At 51.3% G+C, this 16,728-nt stretch carries 15 protein-coding genes; 11 read left to right on the plus strand and 4 right to left on the minus strand.

Annotated elements, in window-relative coordinates:
* Position 1: 1 nt before the first annotated feature.
* The 7 genes from mshL (at position 2) to G535_RS14350 (ending at position 7,829) form a co-directional block, all read left to right on the plus strand.
* Positions 2 to 1,651: a pilus (MSHA type) biogenesis protein MshL gene (gene mshL, locus G535_RS0107045; RefSeq protein ID WP_026861415.1), complete on the plus strand. Its 1,650-nt coding sequence runs from the start codon at positions 2 to 4 to the stop codon at positions 1,649 to 1,651.
* Positions 1,652 to 1,663: 12 nt separating this feature from the next.
* Complete coding sequence (locus tag G535_RS0107050; RefSeq protein ID WP_026861416.1) at positions 1,664 to 2,581, plus strand: ExeA family protein; 918 nt, start codon at positions 1,664 to 1,666, stop codon at positions 2,579 to 2,581.
* Complete coding sequence (locus G535_RS0107055; RefSeq protein WP_026861417.1) at positions 2,578 to 3,666, plus strand: tetratricopeptide repeat protein; 1,089 nt, start codon at positions 2,578 to 2,580, stop codon at positions 3,664 to 3,666. Before G535_RS0107050 ends, G535_RS0107055 begins: the two co-directional genes overlap by 4 nt.
* A gap of 1 nt (position 3,667) precedes the next feature.
* Complete coding sequence (locus tag G535_RS0107060; RefSeq protein ID WP_026861418.1) at positions 3,668 to 5,428, plus strand: GspE/PulE family protein; 1,761 nt, start codon at positions 3,668 to 3,670, stop codon at positions 5,426 to 5,428.
* Complete coding sequence (locus G535_RS0107065; protein ID WP_026861419.1) at positions 5,421 to 6,644, plus strand: type II secretion system F family protein; 1,224 nt, start codon at positions 5,421 to 5,423, stop codon at positions 6,642 to 6,644. The genes G535_RS0107060 and G535_RS0107065 overlap by 8 nt, the downstream gene beginning before the upstream one ends.
* 28 nt (positions 6,645 to 6,672) lie before the next feature.
* Positions 6,673 to 7,269, plus strand: coding sequence for a prepilin-type N-terminal cleavage/methylation domain-containing protein (locus G535_RS0107070; protein WP_026861420.1), 597 nt, complete (start codon positions 6,673 to 6,675; stop codon positions 7,267 to 7,269).
* 95 nt (positions 7,270 to 7,364) lie between these two features.
* Positions 7,365 to 7,829: a type II secretion system protein gene (locus G535_RS14350; RefSeq protein ID WP_026861421.1), complete on the plus strand. Its 465-nt coding sequence runs from the start codon at positions 7,365 to 7,367 to the stop codon at positions 7,827 to 7,829.
* 52 nt (positions 7,830 to 7,881) lie between these two features.
* Here G535_RS14350 and G535_RS0107080 read toward each other — a convergent pair whose 3' ends face one another.
* The 4 genes from G535_RS0107080 to G535_RS0107095 are packed head-to-tail and all read right to left on the minus strand — an operon-like array spanning position 7,882 to position 13,562.
* Positions 7,882 to 11,709 (minus strand): polymer-forming cytoskeletal protein, encoded by a 3,828-nt coding sequence (locus G535_RS0107080; protein WP_026861422.1) that lies wholly within the window; start codon positions 11,707 to 11,709, stop codon positions 7,882 to 7,884.
* Positions 11,696 to 12,181 (minus strand): hypothetical protein, encoded by a 486-nt coding sequence (locus tag G535_RS13885; protein ID WP_126775158.1) that lies wholly within the window; start codon positions 12,179 to 12,181, stop codon positions 11,696 to 11,698. The genes G535_RS0107080 and G535_RS13885 overlap by 14 nt, the downstream gene beginning before the upstream one ends.
* The gene (locus G535_RS13890) at positions 12,153 to 12,995 is read right to left on the minus strand and encodes a prepilin-type N-terminal cleavage/methylation domain-containing protein (protein ID WP_026861423.1); all 843 of its coding nucleotides are present in this window, start codon (positions 12,993 to 12,995) and stop codon (positions 12,153 to 12,155) included. The genes G535_RS13885 and G535_RS13890 overlap by 29 nt, the downstream gene beginning before the upstream one ends.
* Positions 12,996 to 13,562 (minus strand): type IV pilus modification PilV family protein, encoded by a 567-nt coding sequence (locus tag G535_RS0107095; protein ID WP_026861424.1) that lies wholly within the window; start codon positions 13,560 to 13,562, stop codon positions 12,996 to 12,998.
* 211 nt (positions 13,563 to 13,773) lie between these two features.
* On the opposite strand from G535_RS0107095, the gene G535_RS14190 reads away from it, so the two are divergent.
* From G535_RS14190 to mreD, 4 genes are all read left to right on the plus strand, one after another.
* Positions 13,774 to 14,253 carry a type II secretion system protein gene (locus G535_RS14190; RefSeq protein ID WP_157981188.1) on the plus strand — a complete coding sequence of 160 codons (480 nt, stop codon included), beginning with the start codon at positions 13,774 to 13,776 and terminating at the stop codon, positions 14,251 to 14,253.
* Between the two features lie 80 nt (positions 14,254 to 14,333).
* A complete protein-coding gene (locus G535_RS0107105) occupies positions 14,334 to 15,377 on the plus strand; it encodes a rod shape-determining protein (RefSeq protein ID WP_026861426.1) in 1,044 nt (347 codons plus the stop codon).
* A gap of 6 nt (positions 15,378 to 15,383) precedes the next feature.
* Positions 15,384 to 16,250, plus strand: a complete 867-nt coding sequence (mreC, locus tag G535_RS0107110; protein ID WP_026861427.1) for a rod shape-determining protein MreC — start codon at positions 15,384 to 15,386, stop codon at positions 16,248 to 16,250.
* Positions 16,240 to 16,722: a rod shape-determining protein MreD gene (mreD, locus tag G535_RS0107115; protein WP_026861428.1), complete on the plus strand. Its 483-nt coding sequence runs from the start codon at positions 16,240 to 16,242 to the stop codon at positions 16,720 to 16,722. The genes mreC and mreD overlap by 11 nt, the downstream gene beginning before the upstream one ends.
* The last annotated feature ends 6 nt before the right edge of the window (positions 16,723 to 16,728 follow it).

The following is a 16,728-nucleotide window of genomic DNA, read 5'->3' on the forward strand; positions in this document are numbered from 1 at the left end:
TATGCGAGTAGCAATGCTCTGTGCCGCAGCCGTAGTGTTAACGGCGTGTGCTCATCAGCCTGACCGCAAACCGGTGGAAGCGCAACAAGCGCTGCAGCAGACGCCTTCAAGCGCCTCAAGTGAGCGGCCACCGTTACCGGCATCCGTACGAGAAACGCTACGCCCTAACGCGCTAGCGACAACACAAGCAAGTGAACAATTGCTGGCAGAGCCACGCTTTTCTGTGAATGCGAATGGTATTGCTGCAGCTGACTTTTTTGCCGGACTCGCTGCTGATTCGCCGTATAACATTGTGGTTCACCCAGAAGTTTCGGGTGCCATCACAGTGAGCCTGAAAGAGGTCACTTTGTCGGAAACCTTAGCGGTGGTAAGTGATATCTATGGTTATGATATTCGCCGTGATAACCGTATGATTCGCGTCTTCCCGGCCGGTCTGCGTACTGAGACCATCGCGCTTGATTACCTTGCTCTACAGCGGCTTGGCTTGTCGCAAACCAGCGTAAGCTCAGGTGGTGTACGTGAAAATGATCGAGAGAACAACCTTAACGGCAATTCTAATAGTTACAACAATGGCTTGCTCGGTAACCAAGCCGGTTTAGCGGGGCAAGGCAACTTATCACGCAGTGGCTACAACGGTTTCAATAATGGGATGCAAACCAATGGGTCTTCCATTTCGACGCAATCAGAAACCGACTTATGGAGTGATTTGCAAGAGATCGTGACTGGCGTTGTCGGCGAAGGTGAAGGCCGTCGTGTGGTGGTATCGCCACAAGCAGGTCTTGTGACCATTACAGCGCACCCGCATGAGTTACGCGCGGCACGCGAATTCTTAGCGTCGGCCCAAGAACGCTTGCAGCGTCAGGTGATCCTTGAAGCGCGTATCGTTGAAGTAGCGTTGAATGATGACTATCAACAAGGTATTAGCTGGGGCGATTTGTTCTCGCTAGGCAATGCGAGTGGCAGCATTGGTTTTGGCGGCGGCTCGGTTGCCAATAACAATGGTGTGTTCGGTGTCTCTCTCGACGTTGGTGATTTCAGTGGCGTTTTGAATTTGCTGCAAGACCAAGGCAATGTCCAAGTGCTGTCGAACCCACGTGTGAGCGCTGCGAACAACCAGAAAGCGGTCATTAAAATTGGTGAAGACGAGTACTTTGTCACAGACGTGTCGACGACTACGGTAACGGGTACGGCGACCACCTCAACGCCAAACATTGAGTTGACGCCGTTCTTCTCGGGCATTTCGTTGGATATTACGCCGCAAATTAGTGATAACGGTGATGTGGTCTTACACGTGCATCCATCGGTGGTAGAAACCACCGAGCAGAGCAAAACCATTACCTTGAACGAAGAGTCGTTCGTGTTGCCGTTGGCACAAAGTAATATTCGTGAGAGTGACACTATTGTGCGCGCGCGCAATGGTGAAATTGTGGTACTTGGCGGCTTAATGCAGACCTCGTATACCGACGCAGAATCAAAAGCGCCGGTGTTGGGAGATATCCCTGTGCTTGGCAATTTATTCAAAAACAAGCGCCGTACCGAGCAGAAAAAAGAGTTGGTGATCTTGATTCGTCCGGTGGTCGTCGGTGTCGATACCTGGCAACAAGAGCTCGAGCGCTCGAGTCATTTGTTGAAGCAATGGTATGACGAGTAATTGAGTCGTCGTATGTATCACCACTACTTTGGGCTGACAGAGTTACCTTTTACGCTAACGCCGAATACGAGCTTTTATTGTGATCTTGAGAGCCACCGCTCGGCGTTTGAAGTATTGGTGACCGCCCTCGCGGCTGGTGAAGGTTTTATCAAAGTTGTTGGTGAGGTAGGTACAGGAAAAACCTTATTGTGTCGCAAACTGTTAAATGAGTTACCGGAACAGTTTGTGACTGCTTATATTCCAAACCCTTACCTCACTCCAAGTGAAATGCGTGCGCATATTGCCCGTGAGCTACAGGTTGAAGCGCCTGAGCAGCAAAGTGAGCAGTTGCTCACCCAAGCAATTCAAGAACGTTTGATGAGCATTGTGCGAGACGGCAAAACGACAGTTGTGGTGGTTGATGAGGCACAAGCCTTGCCTTCTGAAACCTTAGAGGCGCTCAGACTGATCTCAAATTTGGAAACCGAGTCACGTAAGCTTATTCATATCGTGTTGTTTGGTCAGCCGGAGCTTGATGAACGCTTGGCGACGCGTGAGCATCGGCAATTACGGCAGCGTATTACCTTCAGTTATAGCCTGCAAGCGATGAGCGTTGACGAGTTAGCCCATTATATTTCGCATCGCCTCTATGTTGCTGGGTACCAAGGTCAGTCGTTGTTTACCCCGCGTGCGGTGCAATTGTTACATGATGCTAGTCGTGGAATACCGCGTTTGGTGAACGTGCTTTGTCACAAGGTATTGATGTTGTGTTATGGCGAAGGTGCGATGCAAGTGACGGTCAAGCATGTGCAGCTTGCGGTGCAGGACACCGATGATGTTGACTTGCCGCGTCAAAGCCGCTGGCTATGGTTCGGCAGCGCTGCAGTGGTGGTAATACTTGTCTTAAGTATTGCCTGGTGGCAGGGATGGTTGACGGAGTACCTCTTATGAGCGTGATTAACCGCATGTTACGTGACCTCGATGCACGTCAACAGCACGAACGACAAGGCAGTTATACGCCTGCGGCGCAAGCGCCTCAGGCACGTTCATGGGGCTGGGTGGTCGTTGTTAGTGTGCTTGTCCTTGTTGGGCTCGGGAGTACCGTCTGGTGGTGGTTTGGCACACAAGGGGAAGAGGTGCCAATCTTAACCGAAACGTCCGTTGAAGCGACGGAAGTACAGCCTGTTGCGACAACGCCTGTGGTTGTGGTTGCACAGGACCCTGAACGTACCAGTAAGCCAGCGCGTGAAATCACTCCAGAGGCAGTAGTGGAGACAACAGTAGCCGTTGAAGAGGCGCCAGTGGCGTTGGCAAGCGAGCCTGAGCCAACATCGGCGCCGGTGTTGGCGGCAGCGCAAAACACAGCACAAGATAAGGCGGCACAACCCACTGCCGCGCCACCGCCTGCGCCAACTGACACCACTGCGTCGGGGACCATGGAGGTTGAGCGCGTTGCATTGAGTGCCGAAGAGCTGGCCGTAGTGAAGCTTAAGCAAGCGCGTGAAGCACTGCAAAATGGTCAGCGTGAACGCGCGGAACGATTATTTGAACAAGTGCTTGCACTGGTGCCGGGGCACGTTGAGGCGCGTAGTGAATTGGCGGCGTACTGGTATGGTCGCGGACAAATCGCTTCAGCACTGGCTGTGCTTGAGCAAGGCTTACAGATTCAGCCTCAGCAAAGCCGTTGGCAGTTACTTTATGCACGCATTTTACTTGAAAGTGGCAGTTATCTCGCGGTAATGAGCGCACTCGCAAGCTTTGACCTTGAGGCGGCGGAAGCCAGCGATATTTTGCAGTTGCGGGCGACTGCGGCTAATGAGTTGCGGCGTTTCAGTACGGCTGCGCAGGATTATCAAGCGCTGGCACAGCGCACGCTGCAAGGACGCTGGTGGCTTGCTGCAGCGGTAGCTTATGAAGACGCAGGTCAAAAGAGCAGAGCCGCTGAGAGTTATACGCAAGCGTTACAACGAAATGATTTAAACCAAGACGCGCAGCGCTATGCGCAGCAGCGTCTCGATGTGTTGGGAGAGCAATAGCATGCGACCGCGTTTGAAGATGCGTTTAGGTGACTTGTTGGTGCAAGAAGGCATCATTACTGAGCGCCAACTACAGCAAGCATTAGAAGACCAGCGCGACAATGGGCGCAAGCTAGGTGTTACTCTGGTTGATCTCGGCTTTATCACTGAGCAAGAGCTATTAGAGTTCTTGGCTCGACAATTGAATATTCCTTTCATTGAACTCAGCGAGCGAAAAATCGCTGAGCCTGTGGTCAATCTATTGCCTGAAGTGCAAGCGCGTCGTCATCGCGCCTTGGTCGTGGAGGCTGACGATAACGAAGCCCTCGTAGCCATGAGTGATCCCGCAGACCTATCTGCGGTGGATGCTATCAGTCAATTTTTACAACCGCGTTTGGTTAAGTTGGCGGTAGCACCTGACCATGAGCTGTTAGAGGCGTTCGATAATTTATATCGTCGAACCAAGGATATCGCGCAGTTTGCTAGTCAGTTACAGACTGAATATGAACATGATGAAGGCGTCGATATCACGGAGCTATCGTTAGAAGATGAAGCTGATGATGCGACGGTCGCTAAACTGCTGCAATCTATTTTTGCCGATGCAGTGCAAGTTCGGGCATCGGATATCCATATTGAGCCTGATCATCGTGCGCTCCGCATTCGGATGCGGGTGGATGGCGTCTTGCAAGAAAACGTGTTGAAGGAAACCACCATCGCGAGTGCACTGGTGCTGCGTTTGAAGCTGATGGCCGGTTTAGACATTTCTGAGAAGCGCTTGCCGCAAGATGGTCGTTTTAATATTAAAGTGCGCGATCATGCGATCGATGTGCGGATGTCGACCATGCCAGTTCAATACGGCGAGTCGTGCGTCATGCGTTTATTGGACCAATCCGCCGGCATTCTCGAGCTGGAGCAAACCGGCTTACCGGATCACCTGCTGGCCCGAGTGCGGCAGTTGATCCACAAACCTTATGGGATGTTGATCGTAACTGGACCTACGGGATCGGGTAAAACAACCACCTTGTATGGTGTGTTAAATGAGCTGAATAAAGCTGAGAAAAAAATCATTACCGTTGAAGACCCAGTGGAGTATCGCTTGCCGCGTATTTCGCAGGTTCAGGTGAATAGTAAAATTGGTTTGAGTTTTTCTCGCGTGTTGCGTACCACGCTACGACAAGACCCAGATATTATTATGGTCGGTGAGATGCGCGACAGCGAAACCGTCGAAATCGGTTTACGTGGTTCAATTACCGGTCACTTGGTTTTGACGACCTTGCACACGAACGATTCAATCACCAGTGCCTTGCGTTTGATCGACATGGGAGCTGCGCCTTATCTTGTCGGTGCCGCGGTCCGTGGGGTGTTGGCGCAACGCTTGATTCGTCGGGTGTGTGAGCATTGCCGTGTGCCCACCCCGGTGGAAGCGGGTGATCTGGCAGTGCTGCGGAAAATGGACCCGACCATTGCTAGCGATGGTAGTGGCTTTATGAAAGGTAAGGGCTGTCGCAACTGTAACCACACCGGCTATAAAGGCCGTGTCGGCGTATTCGAGTTGCTTGAGATCAACGATGAGATGATCAACGCTCTACGTGATGCCAACATGCGCGAATTTGCCGGAGCAGCGCGAACTTCACCAACCTACCGGCCCTTGGCAATGGCAGCGTTAGATTATGCCAAGCAAGGCGTTACCAGTGTTGATGAAGTCCTTTTCTTGGCTGAAATGGTGGAAGAAGAAGAGCTGCAACCGACCCTTACCGACACTCTGGAGTTAAGCGATGGCTGAGTTTAGTTATCGTGGTCGCGATGCCTCCGGTGAACTCGTCACCGGTGCGATTGAAGCAGGCACCGAGCGTGCGGCTGCGGATACCTTGATCCGTCGAGGTGTGACCCCGTTAACCATACAACCAAAGCAACCATCAGCGCACCCAGCACGTCCAGGCTTAGGTTTGTTTGCGGAGAAAATCACTGCAGACGATTTGATTGTGTTTACGCGGCAAATGTATTCACTGACCAAGGCCGGCATTCCGTTGCTGCGTGCCATTGAAGGCCTAGCGCAGAACAGTCCGAAAAAGCGCTTGCGTGTGGTCTTGAGCGATGTTGTTGAACAATTAGAGCGTGGTCGTGAGTTATCAGCCGCCTTGGCCGCCTATCCAAAAGTGTTTCCACGGGTAATGGTCGCGGTGATTCATGTCGGTGAGAACACCGGACAATTAGAAACGTCGTTTGAACAGTTGTCGGAGTATTTTTCGCGCGAACAGAGTACCACTAAGCAAGTCAAGTCAGCACTGCGTTATCCGATGTTTATTGTCTCGGCGTTGGTTATTGCCATGTTTATTCTGAACATTTGGGTGATTCCTGTTTTCGCCAATATGTTTTCACAATTTAATGCAGAACTGCCGCTGCCGACCCGCATTTTGATTGGTACGTCGAACTTCTTTGTGACCTGGTGGCCGTTGCTACTGGCGGTACTGGCTGGAATGATCTTTGCGTTTAAAAGCTATACCCAAAGCCTTACTGGGCGCGAGCGCTGGGACCGTTTCAAGACACGCATGCCGATTTTCGGAGACATTGTTTTACGTAGCCTATTGTCACGATTTTCGCGCAGTTTTTCGGTGATGCTGCGTGCTGGGGTGCCGTTGACGCAGTCACTCCACTTAGTCGCTGATGCGGTGGATAACTACTGGATGCAGGCTCGCGTTGAGGATATGCGCCGCACCATTGAGAAAGGTGAAGGATTGACGCGGGCCGCGCAGGCGTCGGGGTTATTCACTCCCTTGGTCATGCAAATGATCAGTGTCGGTGAAGAGACTGGCCGCGTGGATGAGCTATTGAAAGAAGTGGCGGATTATTATGAGCGTGAAGTTGATTACGACTTACAAAGTTTAACTGCGCGTATCGAACCGATTTTACTTGTGTTGGTTGCAGTGATGGTTGCTGTGATGGCACTGGGTATTTTTACTCCGATGATAGGCATGATGGATGCCTATAAAGGACGTTAACCAAAATGAATGGCAAGAGGATAGAACTATGAGCGCCGAGCATATGAAACAACAGCACGGCTTTACTTTGATTGAGCTGATCATTGTAATCGTAATCTTGGGTTTGTTGGCTGCCTCTGCGTTGCCGCGCTTCACTAGCGTCAGTGCTGATGCTGAAGATGCAGCGTTAGAAGGCGTGGCCGGTGGCTTTGCCAGTGGCGTGAGTCTGGTGCGCGCGGAATGGGAGCTACGTGGACGTCCAAAAGGCAATGCGGACGGTTCGGGTGCCATGATTGTTATGGATGGCGTGCCGGTGAATGTTGATGGTAATACTGGCTATCCCGTCAGTGGAAATAACAATAATAGTGCGCACGATCAAAATATGACGAGTGAAGACTGTCGTACAATTATGCAGGCGATCTTACAAGGCGCGCCAACGGCGACCAATAACTTTGGTTTACTGGGTGAAAATCGGTATTACGTGACCCGTGAGAACAACGGTTCGAATGACATTTGCGTGTATTACTTAGCGAGTACCATTCAAACTGAAACAACAGCACCAAGTGGTAATGATTATTTGAGTGTTGGAAATGTGTTCGTGTATAATCCGCGTACAGGTGGTGTAAGTATTTTTAGCAATAATTAAACAAATTTGGTGGGATGTTAGACAGAGTGTTTAACGTTGCACTGATAGTCTAGTAACTCTGGCGGTTGCTAATTTTAAAACATGGAGAAGAACGTATGAATCAACAAAAAGGTTTTACCTTAATCGAATTAATCATTGTCATCGTGGTATTAGGGATCCTAGCGGTAACTGCAGCGCCACAGTTTATTAATTTCTCATCTGATGCACGTACAGCAACCGTTCGAGGTGCGCAAGCGTCTATTCAAGGTGCGATGCAATTGTCATATGCGCGTGCGTTGATTAACGGTACTGAAGATGCAGCTGCTGCAACCGTGACGACTGAGCGTGGCGACGTTGATATTGCTTTTGGTTACCCTTTAGCAACTGACGCAGCTATCGGTTTTGCTGCTGGTCTAAACAATGCGAATGAGTGGACTGCAGCTGCAGATACTCCAGCGGCAGGTAGCATCCAGTACTCACCAGAAGGTGCTCCAGCTGATTGTTACGTACAGTACACACAAGCAACTGATGCAACACCAGCAAACGCTGCACAAGTGAGTGTTGTGGTAACTGGTTGTTAAGACGCATGCATGACATGTAGTGAGAAAAGGCGCTCATTGAGCGCCTTTTTTATTAGTTTAATTCCTTCCAATACAGCACTCGAGGGTTCGCACGATACTGGCCGAAACCTGCGGTTGCGCGTGGATCACGATGCGCAGTACCTGTCTCATCGACCCAATCAAACTCAAGCCAAGCAGGGGCGTCATATTGGTAAATAAACTCACCAGTGTTGCCGGTACCTGTGGCTTGCCAGAATAAGCTGCCAAAGGGTAGTTCACCGTTACTGAGGCTGTTACTTGTGCCTGCAGCGATCGGGCTGAGACCAGCAGGATCAGCAATGACGCTGAGTGGTGATACTTGGGTAGCTGAACATTGATCAAGGCTATTGAGGACAAAACGGTTGCCGTCAAAGTACTGCGCCGATAGCGGCACTGACAAGTCTTCGGTTTCTGGGCCGTAGGTGTTCTCCAGTACGAAGCGGCCATAGCGGAGGGCGAGATGGTCGTTCAGTGGAGCTGCTGGTCCACTCACTGTGGTCAGGGTGAGGTCGCCCGCGGCAAAGTCACGATTGTCGCGTTCGCTAAGCACTTGTAGGCCTAGACTTAGCAGTGGGTAGGGGCCATCAATAACACCATCAGGATGGCGCGCAAACCCAGCATCGGTGACGTTTAAACTTAACGACCCGGCATCCCAGTTTTGTTCATCAGGCAGATTGAGCAAGCGCTGGGCAAATTTATCGGCCGCGGTGTCGGGACTGCCGAGGTGTGCCGCCACGACTCGAATCACCGCGGTGTCGCTATAGCTGGCGTTATAATTGGCGGTAATATTGCCGTCGGTGTTGACTGCGACCAAGTCGTAGCTCACTGCAAGAGCTGGTTCATCCATATAGGTAAAGGCGTTACAACTATTGGTCAGTGATGAGGTTAACAAGGCAAAGCGGTCGGGCGAAAAGCGGCCAACGGCAGTCGGCTGTTTCACCGCTGCATCACCGGCGCCGAGGTAGCTGTCATTGATCAATCCAGGTGCCACTTCGATGGTACCGACATCGAGCCAACGCGCAGCATCGGTGCGCATAGTGCCGGCTCGGCTCGGATCTTTGTAGTAGCCTGTGGCGCCCTCAAACTTCGCGGCCGTGCTGCTGGCATCGGGGGCGCTTGGATAAAGAGTTCCGACAAACTGACTACTTACTGCAGCGCTGGTTTGTTCATTGCCGAAGTTTGGCGTGACTTCACCCTGTGCATTGAGGGACTGCACAATCAGCGAGAACGCCTCGCCGGCACGAGCGTAGTCATTACCGTTATCAGTGGTGGCTGTTGCAATTTGGTCGGCGCTATCTAAGGCGTGAATAACTAGGGTATGAGGTTTCACCACGAAGTCATTCAAGCTGGTTCCTGTTAGGGTTACATTTGGATCGTCAATGCCGGCTTGGCCCTGATTCGCGGCAGCAGCGAGGTCTAACCGAGCATGCAAGCGCAAGGCACCAACATCACTGTATTGTGCTGGCAAAACAGCAGTGCCGTTGGCATCAAAGACCACGCTAATGGGGCTGTAATTAATACTGCTGTTCGCTGCATTAAGTGCCACCGGTGTGGTGCCGGCTGTGAAGGTCTGCCCCGCCTGACAGTTCATCGGGTTACGACACTCGGTGCCCAGTTCAAGTTGTTGCGGACCACTCACGCGTGCTTCACAGGCGCCTGTTTGGGTATTGGTTTGCACGGCGCGGACAGCAAGTGGGAAGTCCTCACCAGCAAAACTCGGTGGAATCGCACTAGTGCCATCAGCTGCTGTGATGATAAGGCCGGCGGTACGGAAGTCGATAGCGCAGTTGGTGGCGGTGCTCCCGGTTGAATCGTAGCATTGCACATTGTTCAGCGCCGCTGGTGCCGCATTGCCAAGGGTTAAGGTGGTGTTACCACCGTCGATATAGCGTAAACCGCCGCTGCCTTCGCCACCGGAAAAGTTGAAGGTGGCGTTGTTGTCTGCGCTACTGGCGACACTGCCGCCTTGCCAGGTGCTGGCGCTGGCACTACTCAACACTTCTAGCGCCACAGGGTCAGAGAAGCGACTGCTGCAACTGGCATCTAAACAGGCAACTACTGTGACCGGTGCTGCCAAGCAACTGACCACTTGTTGTGGGTGCAAAATACGATAATGGTCGACTTCATCGACCTCTGGCGTACAGCCGAAGGCATCATTAACTTGATCTTCAATCGCGTCGGTATAAGTGATCTCAGTATTATTGCCAATCTCCAATTCACCGGCCGTTAAAATAGCTCCTTGGATATTGGTGTTGTTGCCAAACTCAATCTCGTTGTTCTCGTAAGGAGCATAGAGCACACCATTAAAGGTGAGATCTGAAGAACTGCTGCCCTGATTAAAGTTACCAATCTCAAACTCGGCATCGTCATACAAATAAATGACGAGGTTTGGCACGCTACCACCGCTATTGAAAAATAAGTTATTGCCGCCGTTGAGTTCATCGCGAATATAAATGCGGACACGGCCGGTTGGGCTGATGGTAATACTGGAATCGTTGCCCATATCGATATCTTTGACGAAGTAATCACCAGGAGCTAATTGCAAGGTGTTGGTTTGGTTCGAAAAATCGATTTCTTCGATGTAGTAGGTACCACCAGAGGTTGAGGCGAAACCGCCATTGCCACTGACATTGATGCGGTCATAGGTTCCAGGCGGCAAATTGGTCGGGTTGGTCCGGTCAACGCTGCCATTAAAGGATGGGAATACCGCTGGGTCGATGGGCGGAAACGCCATATTGATGTCTTCGACCACTCCTGTCGGGGTTGGCGTGTTACCGTTGGTATTGTTCGGGTCAGTGATGTCGGTTCCGTTAATTTGAGAGTTGTTCCCGTAATCGAAATCGTCCATGCCGATAATGCCGTAGCCGGCAAGACCACCCAGGGCATCACATTGCGAAGGTGGTGCTGGCGTACTGTTACAGCTATAAGGGTGCGAGCCGTTGGATGATTGACAATAGGTTGCACCGCCCACTGAATTAGTTGAGCCGGCGTTGTTCTTAATATTGACGGCGGTCGCATCCCCATCAATGCGTGCCGCCCATTCAAGATCAATATCTCCGGAAGCAACGGCATCTCCAGTGATACGAGCGTTGCTGGCTTTCATCAGAAGATAACCAGCCGCAACGTTACCGTTGACCTCGGCACCGCTTTCAATAATGACATCACCCGTCGCATTCAGATCGCCGTTGATACGACTGCTAGAGGCGCGAAGAATCACATTGTCACCGCTGACTGCACCGTTGATCACGCCTTCACTACCTAACGAAATATCACCTTGCGCTGTAACAGTGCTGGCAAAGTGGGTATAGCTGTCGGCGTTAACCGATGCGGCGGTCACAGCGCCGCTAATTTCGGTGTAGCTCGCGATTTGGATTGCGCCTGAAGCTTGCACAGCTCCGTCAATTGCTACATTTGAGTTAGTTGTTAAGGTGGCCGTATTGATATCGCCAGTAAGGGTACTTCGTGACTCTAGATAAACATGATCTGCCGAGATGTTCCCGGTTAGGTCAACTTCGGCACCAAAGTGCACGGTGCCTTCGGCATAAAGGTCTGCGTTGAGACGCGCTCGATAGCTTGCGCTGATGTTTCCTGAGCTGGTTATCGCAAGGCGCACCGACTCGCCTTGGTAAATTTGGGCATTGGCCAGATCAGCATTGCCATCGACAATCACGGTATGAACTTTATTCGCGACAATGACATCGCCCCATCCCAGTGACAAACCGTTGGGGCAATAGGCTGGGCCGTTGCCTTTTTGCGTGCAGCCAGGAGGCAAGTTCTTCTTGAAATCGTAGGTTGCGGCAAAGGTCGTAGGAATGGTTGTGACTAGTAACAAAGCTACGAGAATAGACTTATTCAATCCCATCACTTGCCTCCAACAGCAATTGGCGAGAAAACTGCATGCTATCGGCATGACAGTTGGCTTGCGAAACAATTCGAAAATGCGTGCCTTGATACGGCGCAGACAAATCAAGACGATCACAGAAGACCCTAATACTGCAGCGATCAAGTCCCGCAGCAGCTAAATTTTGTGTGAGCACAGCTGTTTGCGGCGTGGTACCTACGCGTACTGGACAGAGTGCTGTTTGCGTGGGCGCTGACAGCGGAAATAATTGCGTTAAGAAGAGCTCAGCTCCACTGCGTGCCGCCGCTTCAGTACGGGTGCCATAAACTTCAACAACAGTGCTCATGGTCGCGTCGCGAACCATTTTTACCACCGTTAGACCGATCAAGCTGAGTACCACGATGATAAAGATCGCGATAGCGAGGGCCGCACCGCGCTGGTGCCGTAAGATGCTCGAAGCGTGGTTATGGAACATTGGGCAAATGGATCTCATGGGTTAGTTGAACCTTCTCACCTTGGCGATCACCGACAATCCAGTCGGTTTGAACCAGGCTGTTTCGGCGCAGCGAGGCGGGCATGATGGTGAAGGGCCATGGCTCGCTCGCCAAATCATTAATTAATGTCGCCAGCATGACCTCACGCGGTGCTGCTGAGCTTGTAAGTGTGGTTAAGCTAGGTTGTGTGGCACTCAAATTGTAGCCAGTAAAGCGCACTAACGCCTGCGCGCTATCGTCGTAGCACCAGCTGACGGGACCGGCGCCAATAAAGTAACGACGTCCCGGACTATGTTGACTGAAGGTGGGCGCGCTACCTTGAAAGGTAAAGCGCATCAACCCTGCTTGCGCTCCAGTTAGTGCCGTCGCTGTTTGGATTTGCTGGCGCCGTGATGAAGCTGCGTAGACATGCGCGGTTTGGGTTGGGTAGACAAACAAAAACATAGTGCTTAATGCGCTCACTTGTTGCGGGGCAATCGCAATAAATTCCGTTGGCGATGCAGGTCCACCTTGGGGAAGCTCAAGGTAGCGGCTACTGGTAACCAAAGGCACAAATTCAATACAACGATTTTGGTCCGCGGCATCGACCCGAATGGAGCGCGGTACCACGTATTTTAACTCTTTGGCCAGTCGGTCAAGGGCAAAACGAGACTCGGCGATGATTTGCTGACGGCTTGAGGCATCGCGGAAAATCTCGGAGCCAAAGCTAAGAAAACTGAACGAAGCGATACCTAAAATACCCAAAATGACAATCACCACGATGACTTCGATAAGGGTAAATCCCCGCGCTTGGGTGAAACGTGTCTGGCGCATTTAGTAGTTCCCCTTAATGACCGAAATAGCGAGCTCTTGGCCGAGTGGGGTGATGGTGGTAATGAGCACGCGCTTGTACGGAGTAATGCTTCCAACGCATTGGCCACTCGTATTGCTGTAGCACACATTCACACGAAAGCCGAAGCCAGGATAGCGGGCCGCTAAGTTGGTTCCCGTCGCGTCGCTAAGCGCTGGAAAGGTCACTTGCAATTGATGGAAATCATCAACATCGTTAAATGAGGCGCGCGTTTCACTACCGTCAGGGCCTAATTCGGCAGGGAGTGTGCAGGATGGGCCGCCGGTTTCGCCGCAACGAATGAGATTACCATTGCGCGGACTGTTCTCGTCAAATGACTTAGCAATGACTTCATCGAGTAAAGCTTGACCAAGGTTTGCCGCCCGTAGTTGTAACACAGGTTCGGCGCTGCGAAAGGCTTGTGGATAGAGTAACGTCGTTAACAGGACCAAGGCAATGGCTAAGGTGACGATCCCTAAAATGAGTTCAATCAACGTGAAGCCACGTAATTGTCTTGAAAAATTAGAGGGTTGTTGCCGATGGGGCATCATGGATAATCCTTTCTCTCGTCGTCGCCAAAGCGGTTCTATTTTCGGCAAAGCAGGGGCTGTTTGTGCCAACACCTTTGTTAACGTTTTTAATACGTTCCATAGTATACGAATTTCCTTTAAACTGCATATTATTAAATCAATTTCATGGAACACCAAAGGCAACGTTATGCGCGCAGGATTGCGGCCATTCGCCTCAGCAAATGTAAATTCTATGCAAGGTTTCACCTTGGTTGAATTGCTGATCGTTATTATCTTGGTTGGGATCATGGCTGTTACGGCGTTACCTGCCTTGATCGGCTCACGTGATGTGGCGGCAAGCACGTTCCGTGCGGAACTTTTAAGCCTGTTGCGGTATCAACAACAACAAGCCATGCAAGATACAACCCGCGGCTGTTACGGTATTGCCTTTATGGGGACGACAGTAGCGCCGGTCGAATGTGGTTCAAGCATTGCCGCAGAACGTGTCATCACGGTTCCAGAAAATACCACGCTCCAAGTGTCCGGCAGTTTGCTGGGCTTGGCTAACGGCCTACGGTTTAATAGCCAAGGTTGTCCAGTGTCCACGAGTCATAGTGCTGCGGCACCTGAACCTTGTGGGCAAAGTATGGTTGAGCTGCGTTTAAATGGCGCCCAAGCTGCGCCCATTTGTATCCAAAGCCAAGGTTTTATTCGACAAGGCGCTTGCAATTAGTTGCTTGTCTAGCCTTGTACAGCTTGGTAAAGTTACGCGATTAGATTATCCACCTTGCAAAGTTTACGGGAACACCCCTGATGTTGAAGAAATTGCGCGGAATTTTCTCAAATGATCTATCGATCGATTTGGGAACAGCAAACACCCTCATTTATGTCAAAGATGAAGGCATAGTGTTGAACGAACCTTCGGTCGTGGCGATGCGCCAAGAACGTTCAGGTCGCATGCCAGATGTTGCTTCTGTCGGTCATGCAGCCAAGCAAATGCTAGGCCGTACACCTGGCAACATTAAAGCGATTCGACCAATGAAAGACGGCGTCATCGCTGACTTTTACGTGACTGAAAAAATGCTTCAGCACTTTATTAAGAAAGTTCACGACAGTCACTACTTCCGACCGAGTCCGCGCGTGTTGGTATGTGTGCCTTGTGGTTCGACGCAAGTGGAGCGTCGTGCAATTCGTGAGTCTGTCTCAGGGGCTGGCGCTCGCGAAGTGTATTTGATTGATGAGCCGATGGCTGCGGCAATTGGTGCCGGCTTGCCGGTTTCGGAAGCAACCGGCTCTATGGTGGTGGATATTGGTGGTGGTACCACGGAAGTGGCGATCATCTCGTTAAATGGTGTGGTGTACTCGTCGTCGGTCCGCGTCGGTGGTGACAAGTTTGACGAAGCCATTGTGAACTATATTCGTCGTAACTTTGGCTCACTCATTGGTGAAGCTACCGCAGAGCGCATTAAACACGAGATTGGCTCTGCTTTCCCTGGTGACGAAGTACGTGAAATCGAAGTGCGTGGCCGTAACCTTGCCGAAGGTGTACCGCGTTCGTTTACCTTGAACAGCAACGAAATTTTAGAAGCTTTGCAAGAGCCTCTCATGGGCATCGTCAGTGCGGTGATGGTTGCGCTTGAACAGTCGCCACCAGAACTGGCCTCGGATATTTCTGAGCGTGGCATGGTGCTGACCGGTGGTGGTGCATTGTTGCGTGACTTGGATCGTTTGCTGATGGAAGAAACAGGTATTCCAGTCATTGTTGCTGATGACCCACTCACCTGTGTTGCTCGCGGTGGTGGTAAAGCACTTGAAATGATTGATATGCATGGCGGTGACCTGTTCAGTTATGAGTAAGTCACTATGAAGTCGCTGTTTGAACACGGCCCTTCATTACGAACGCGCTTGCTGTTAGCTCTGATTGTCGCAGGCACGTTGATGTTTCTCGACCACCGGCTTCAGACCATGCAGCCGGTGCGTTCGTTTTTAAGTACCGCTACAGCGCCGGTGCAATACTTAGCGGTATTGCCGGAGCAAATCATGGATCGCCTCGTTTATTTAGCGACCACCCGCTCAGCGTTGCGTGAAGATAATCAGCGTCTGCATGAAGAGCTGTTAGCCACGCAAATGGCGGTGCAACGCCTCAACTTCCTCGAAAATGAAAATGCCCGCTTGCGTAAACTGCTCGGCTCTGAGGTGCGTCAAGCCAGTCGCCGTATGGCCGCTGAAGTCGTTGCCGTTGCCACTGACCCGTTTTCGCATCAAGTGGTGATCAATAAAGGCTATGCCAACGGTGTGTATGAAGGCCAGCCAGTGCTTGATAATCGCGGTATTGTCGGCCAAGTGATGAGCGTGGCTCGGACTACTGCGCGGGTTTTGCTTATTTCCGATCAAAGTCATGCTATTTCATTGCGCGCTGAACGTAGCGATATCCGGGTTATCGCCCAAGGCACCGGTGACTTGAACCGACTTGAGTTGAGCTTTATCCCGCATAGTACTGAGCTGGCGGTTGGCGATGTTTTGGTGTCATCTGGCTTGGGCGGCGTCTTTCCGGAAGGGTATCCGGTTGCGCAAATCAGTGCGATCGATCGCGATGAACGCACCCAGTATGCACAGGTCGATGTAACCCCATTTGCACAGCTTGACCGAGTACGTACCCTGTTGTTGTTGTGGCCAGCAGATGCCGCCGAATCGCCGGTTTACGATGAGGAGGTCACCGATGTGGATTAAATCGGGGCTCTTTGCCCTCTTGCTAAGTTATGTCCTAGCGCTGGTCTTAATGGTAATGCCATTACCGACGGTACTTGAGCCATGGCGTCCTGATTGGGTGAGCTTGGTGTTGCTGTATTGGCTCCTCGCGGTGCCACATCGCGTCGGTTTTGGTACGGTTTTGGTACTTGGTTTGCTGACCGATATTTTGATGGGGAGTACTTTTGGCGTCTATGCGGTCGCATTAGTCTTGATCGCTTACCCGGTGCTAAGACATTTCCAGCGTATCCGTCATTATTCGTTCATGCAGCAAGCCTTGGTTATTGGCATCTTAATTTTCGTCAAACGCATTATCGTTTATGAATTAGAGCATGTATTGAACGATGCGGTGTTTAACTTGCCTTACTTATATCCAGTGCTGTCGTCTGCAGTACTATGGCCGTGGTTGTTTTTAGTGATGCGTCGGTTCCGCCGTCGTTATGCCATTCGCTAATAGAGA

Origin of the sequence: Pseudidiomarina sediminum DSM 21906, assembly GCF_000423165.1 — a bacterium.
Classification (GTDB): domain Bacteria; phylum Pseudomonadota; class Gammaproteobacteria; order Enterobacterales; family Alteromonadaceae; genus Pseudidiomarina; species Pseudidiomarina sediminum.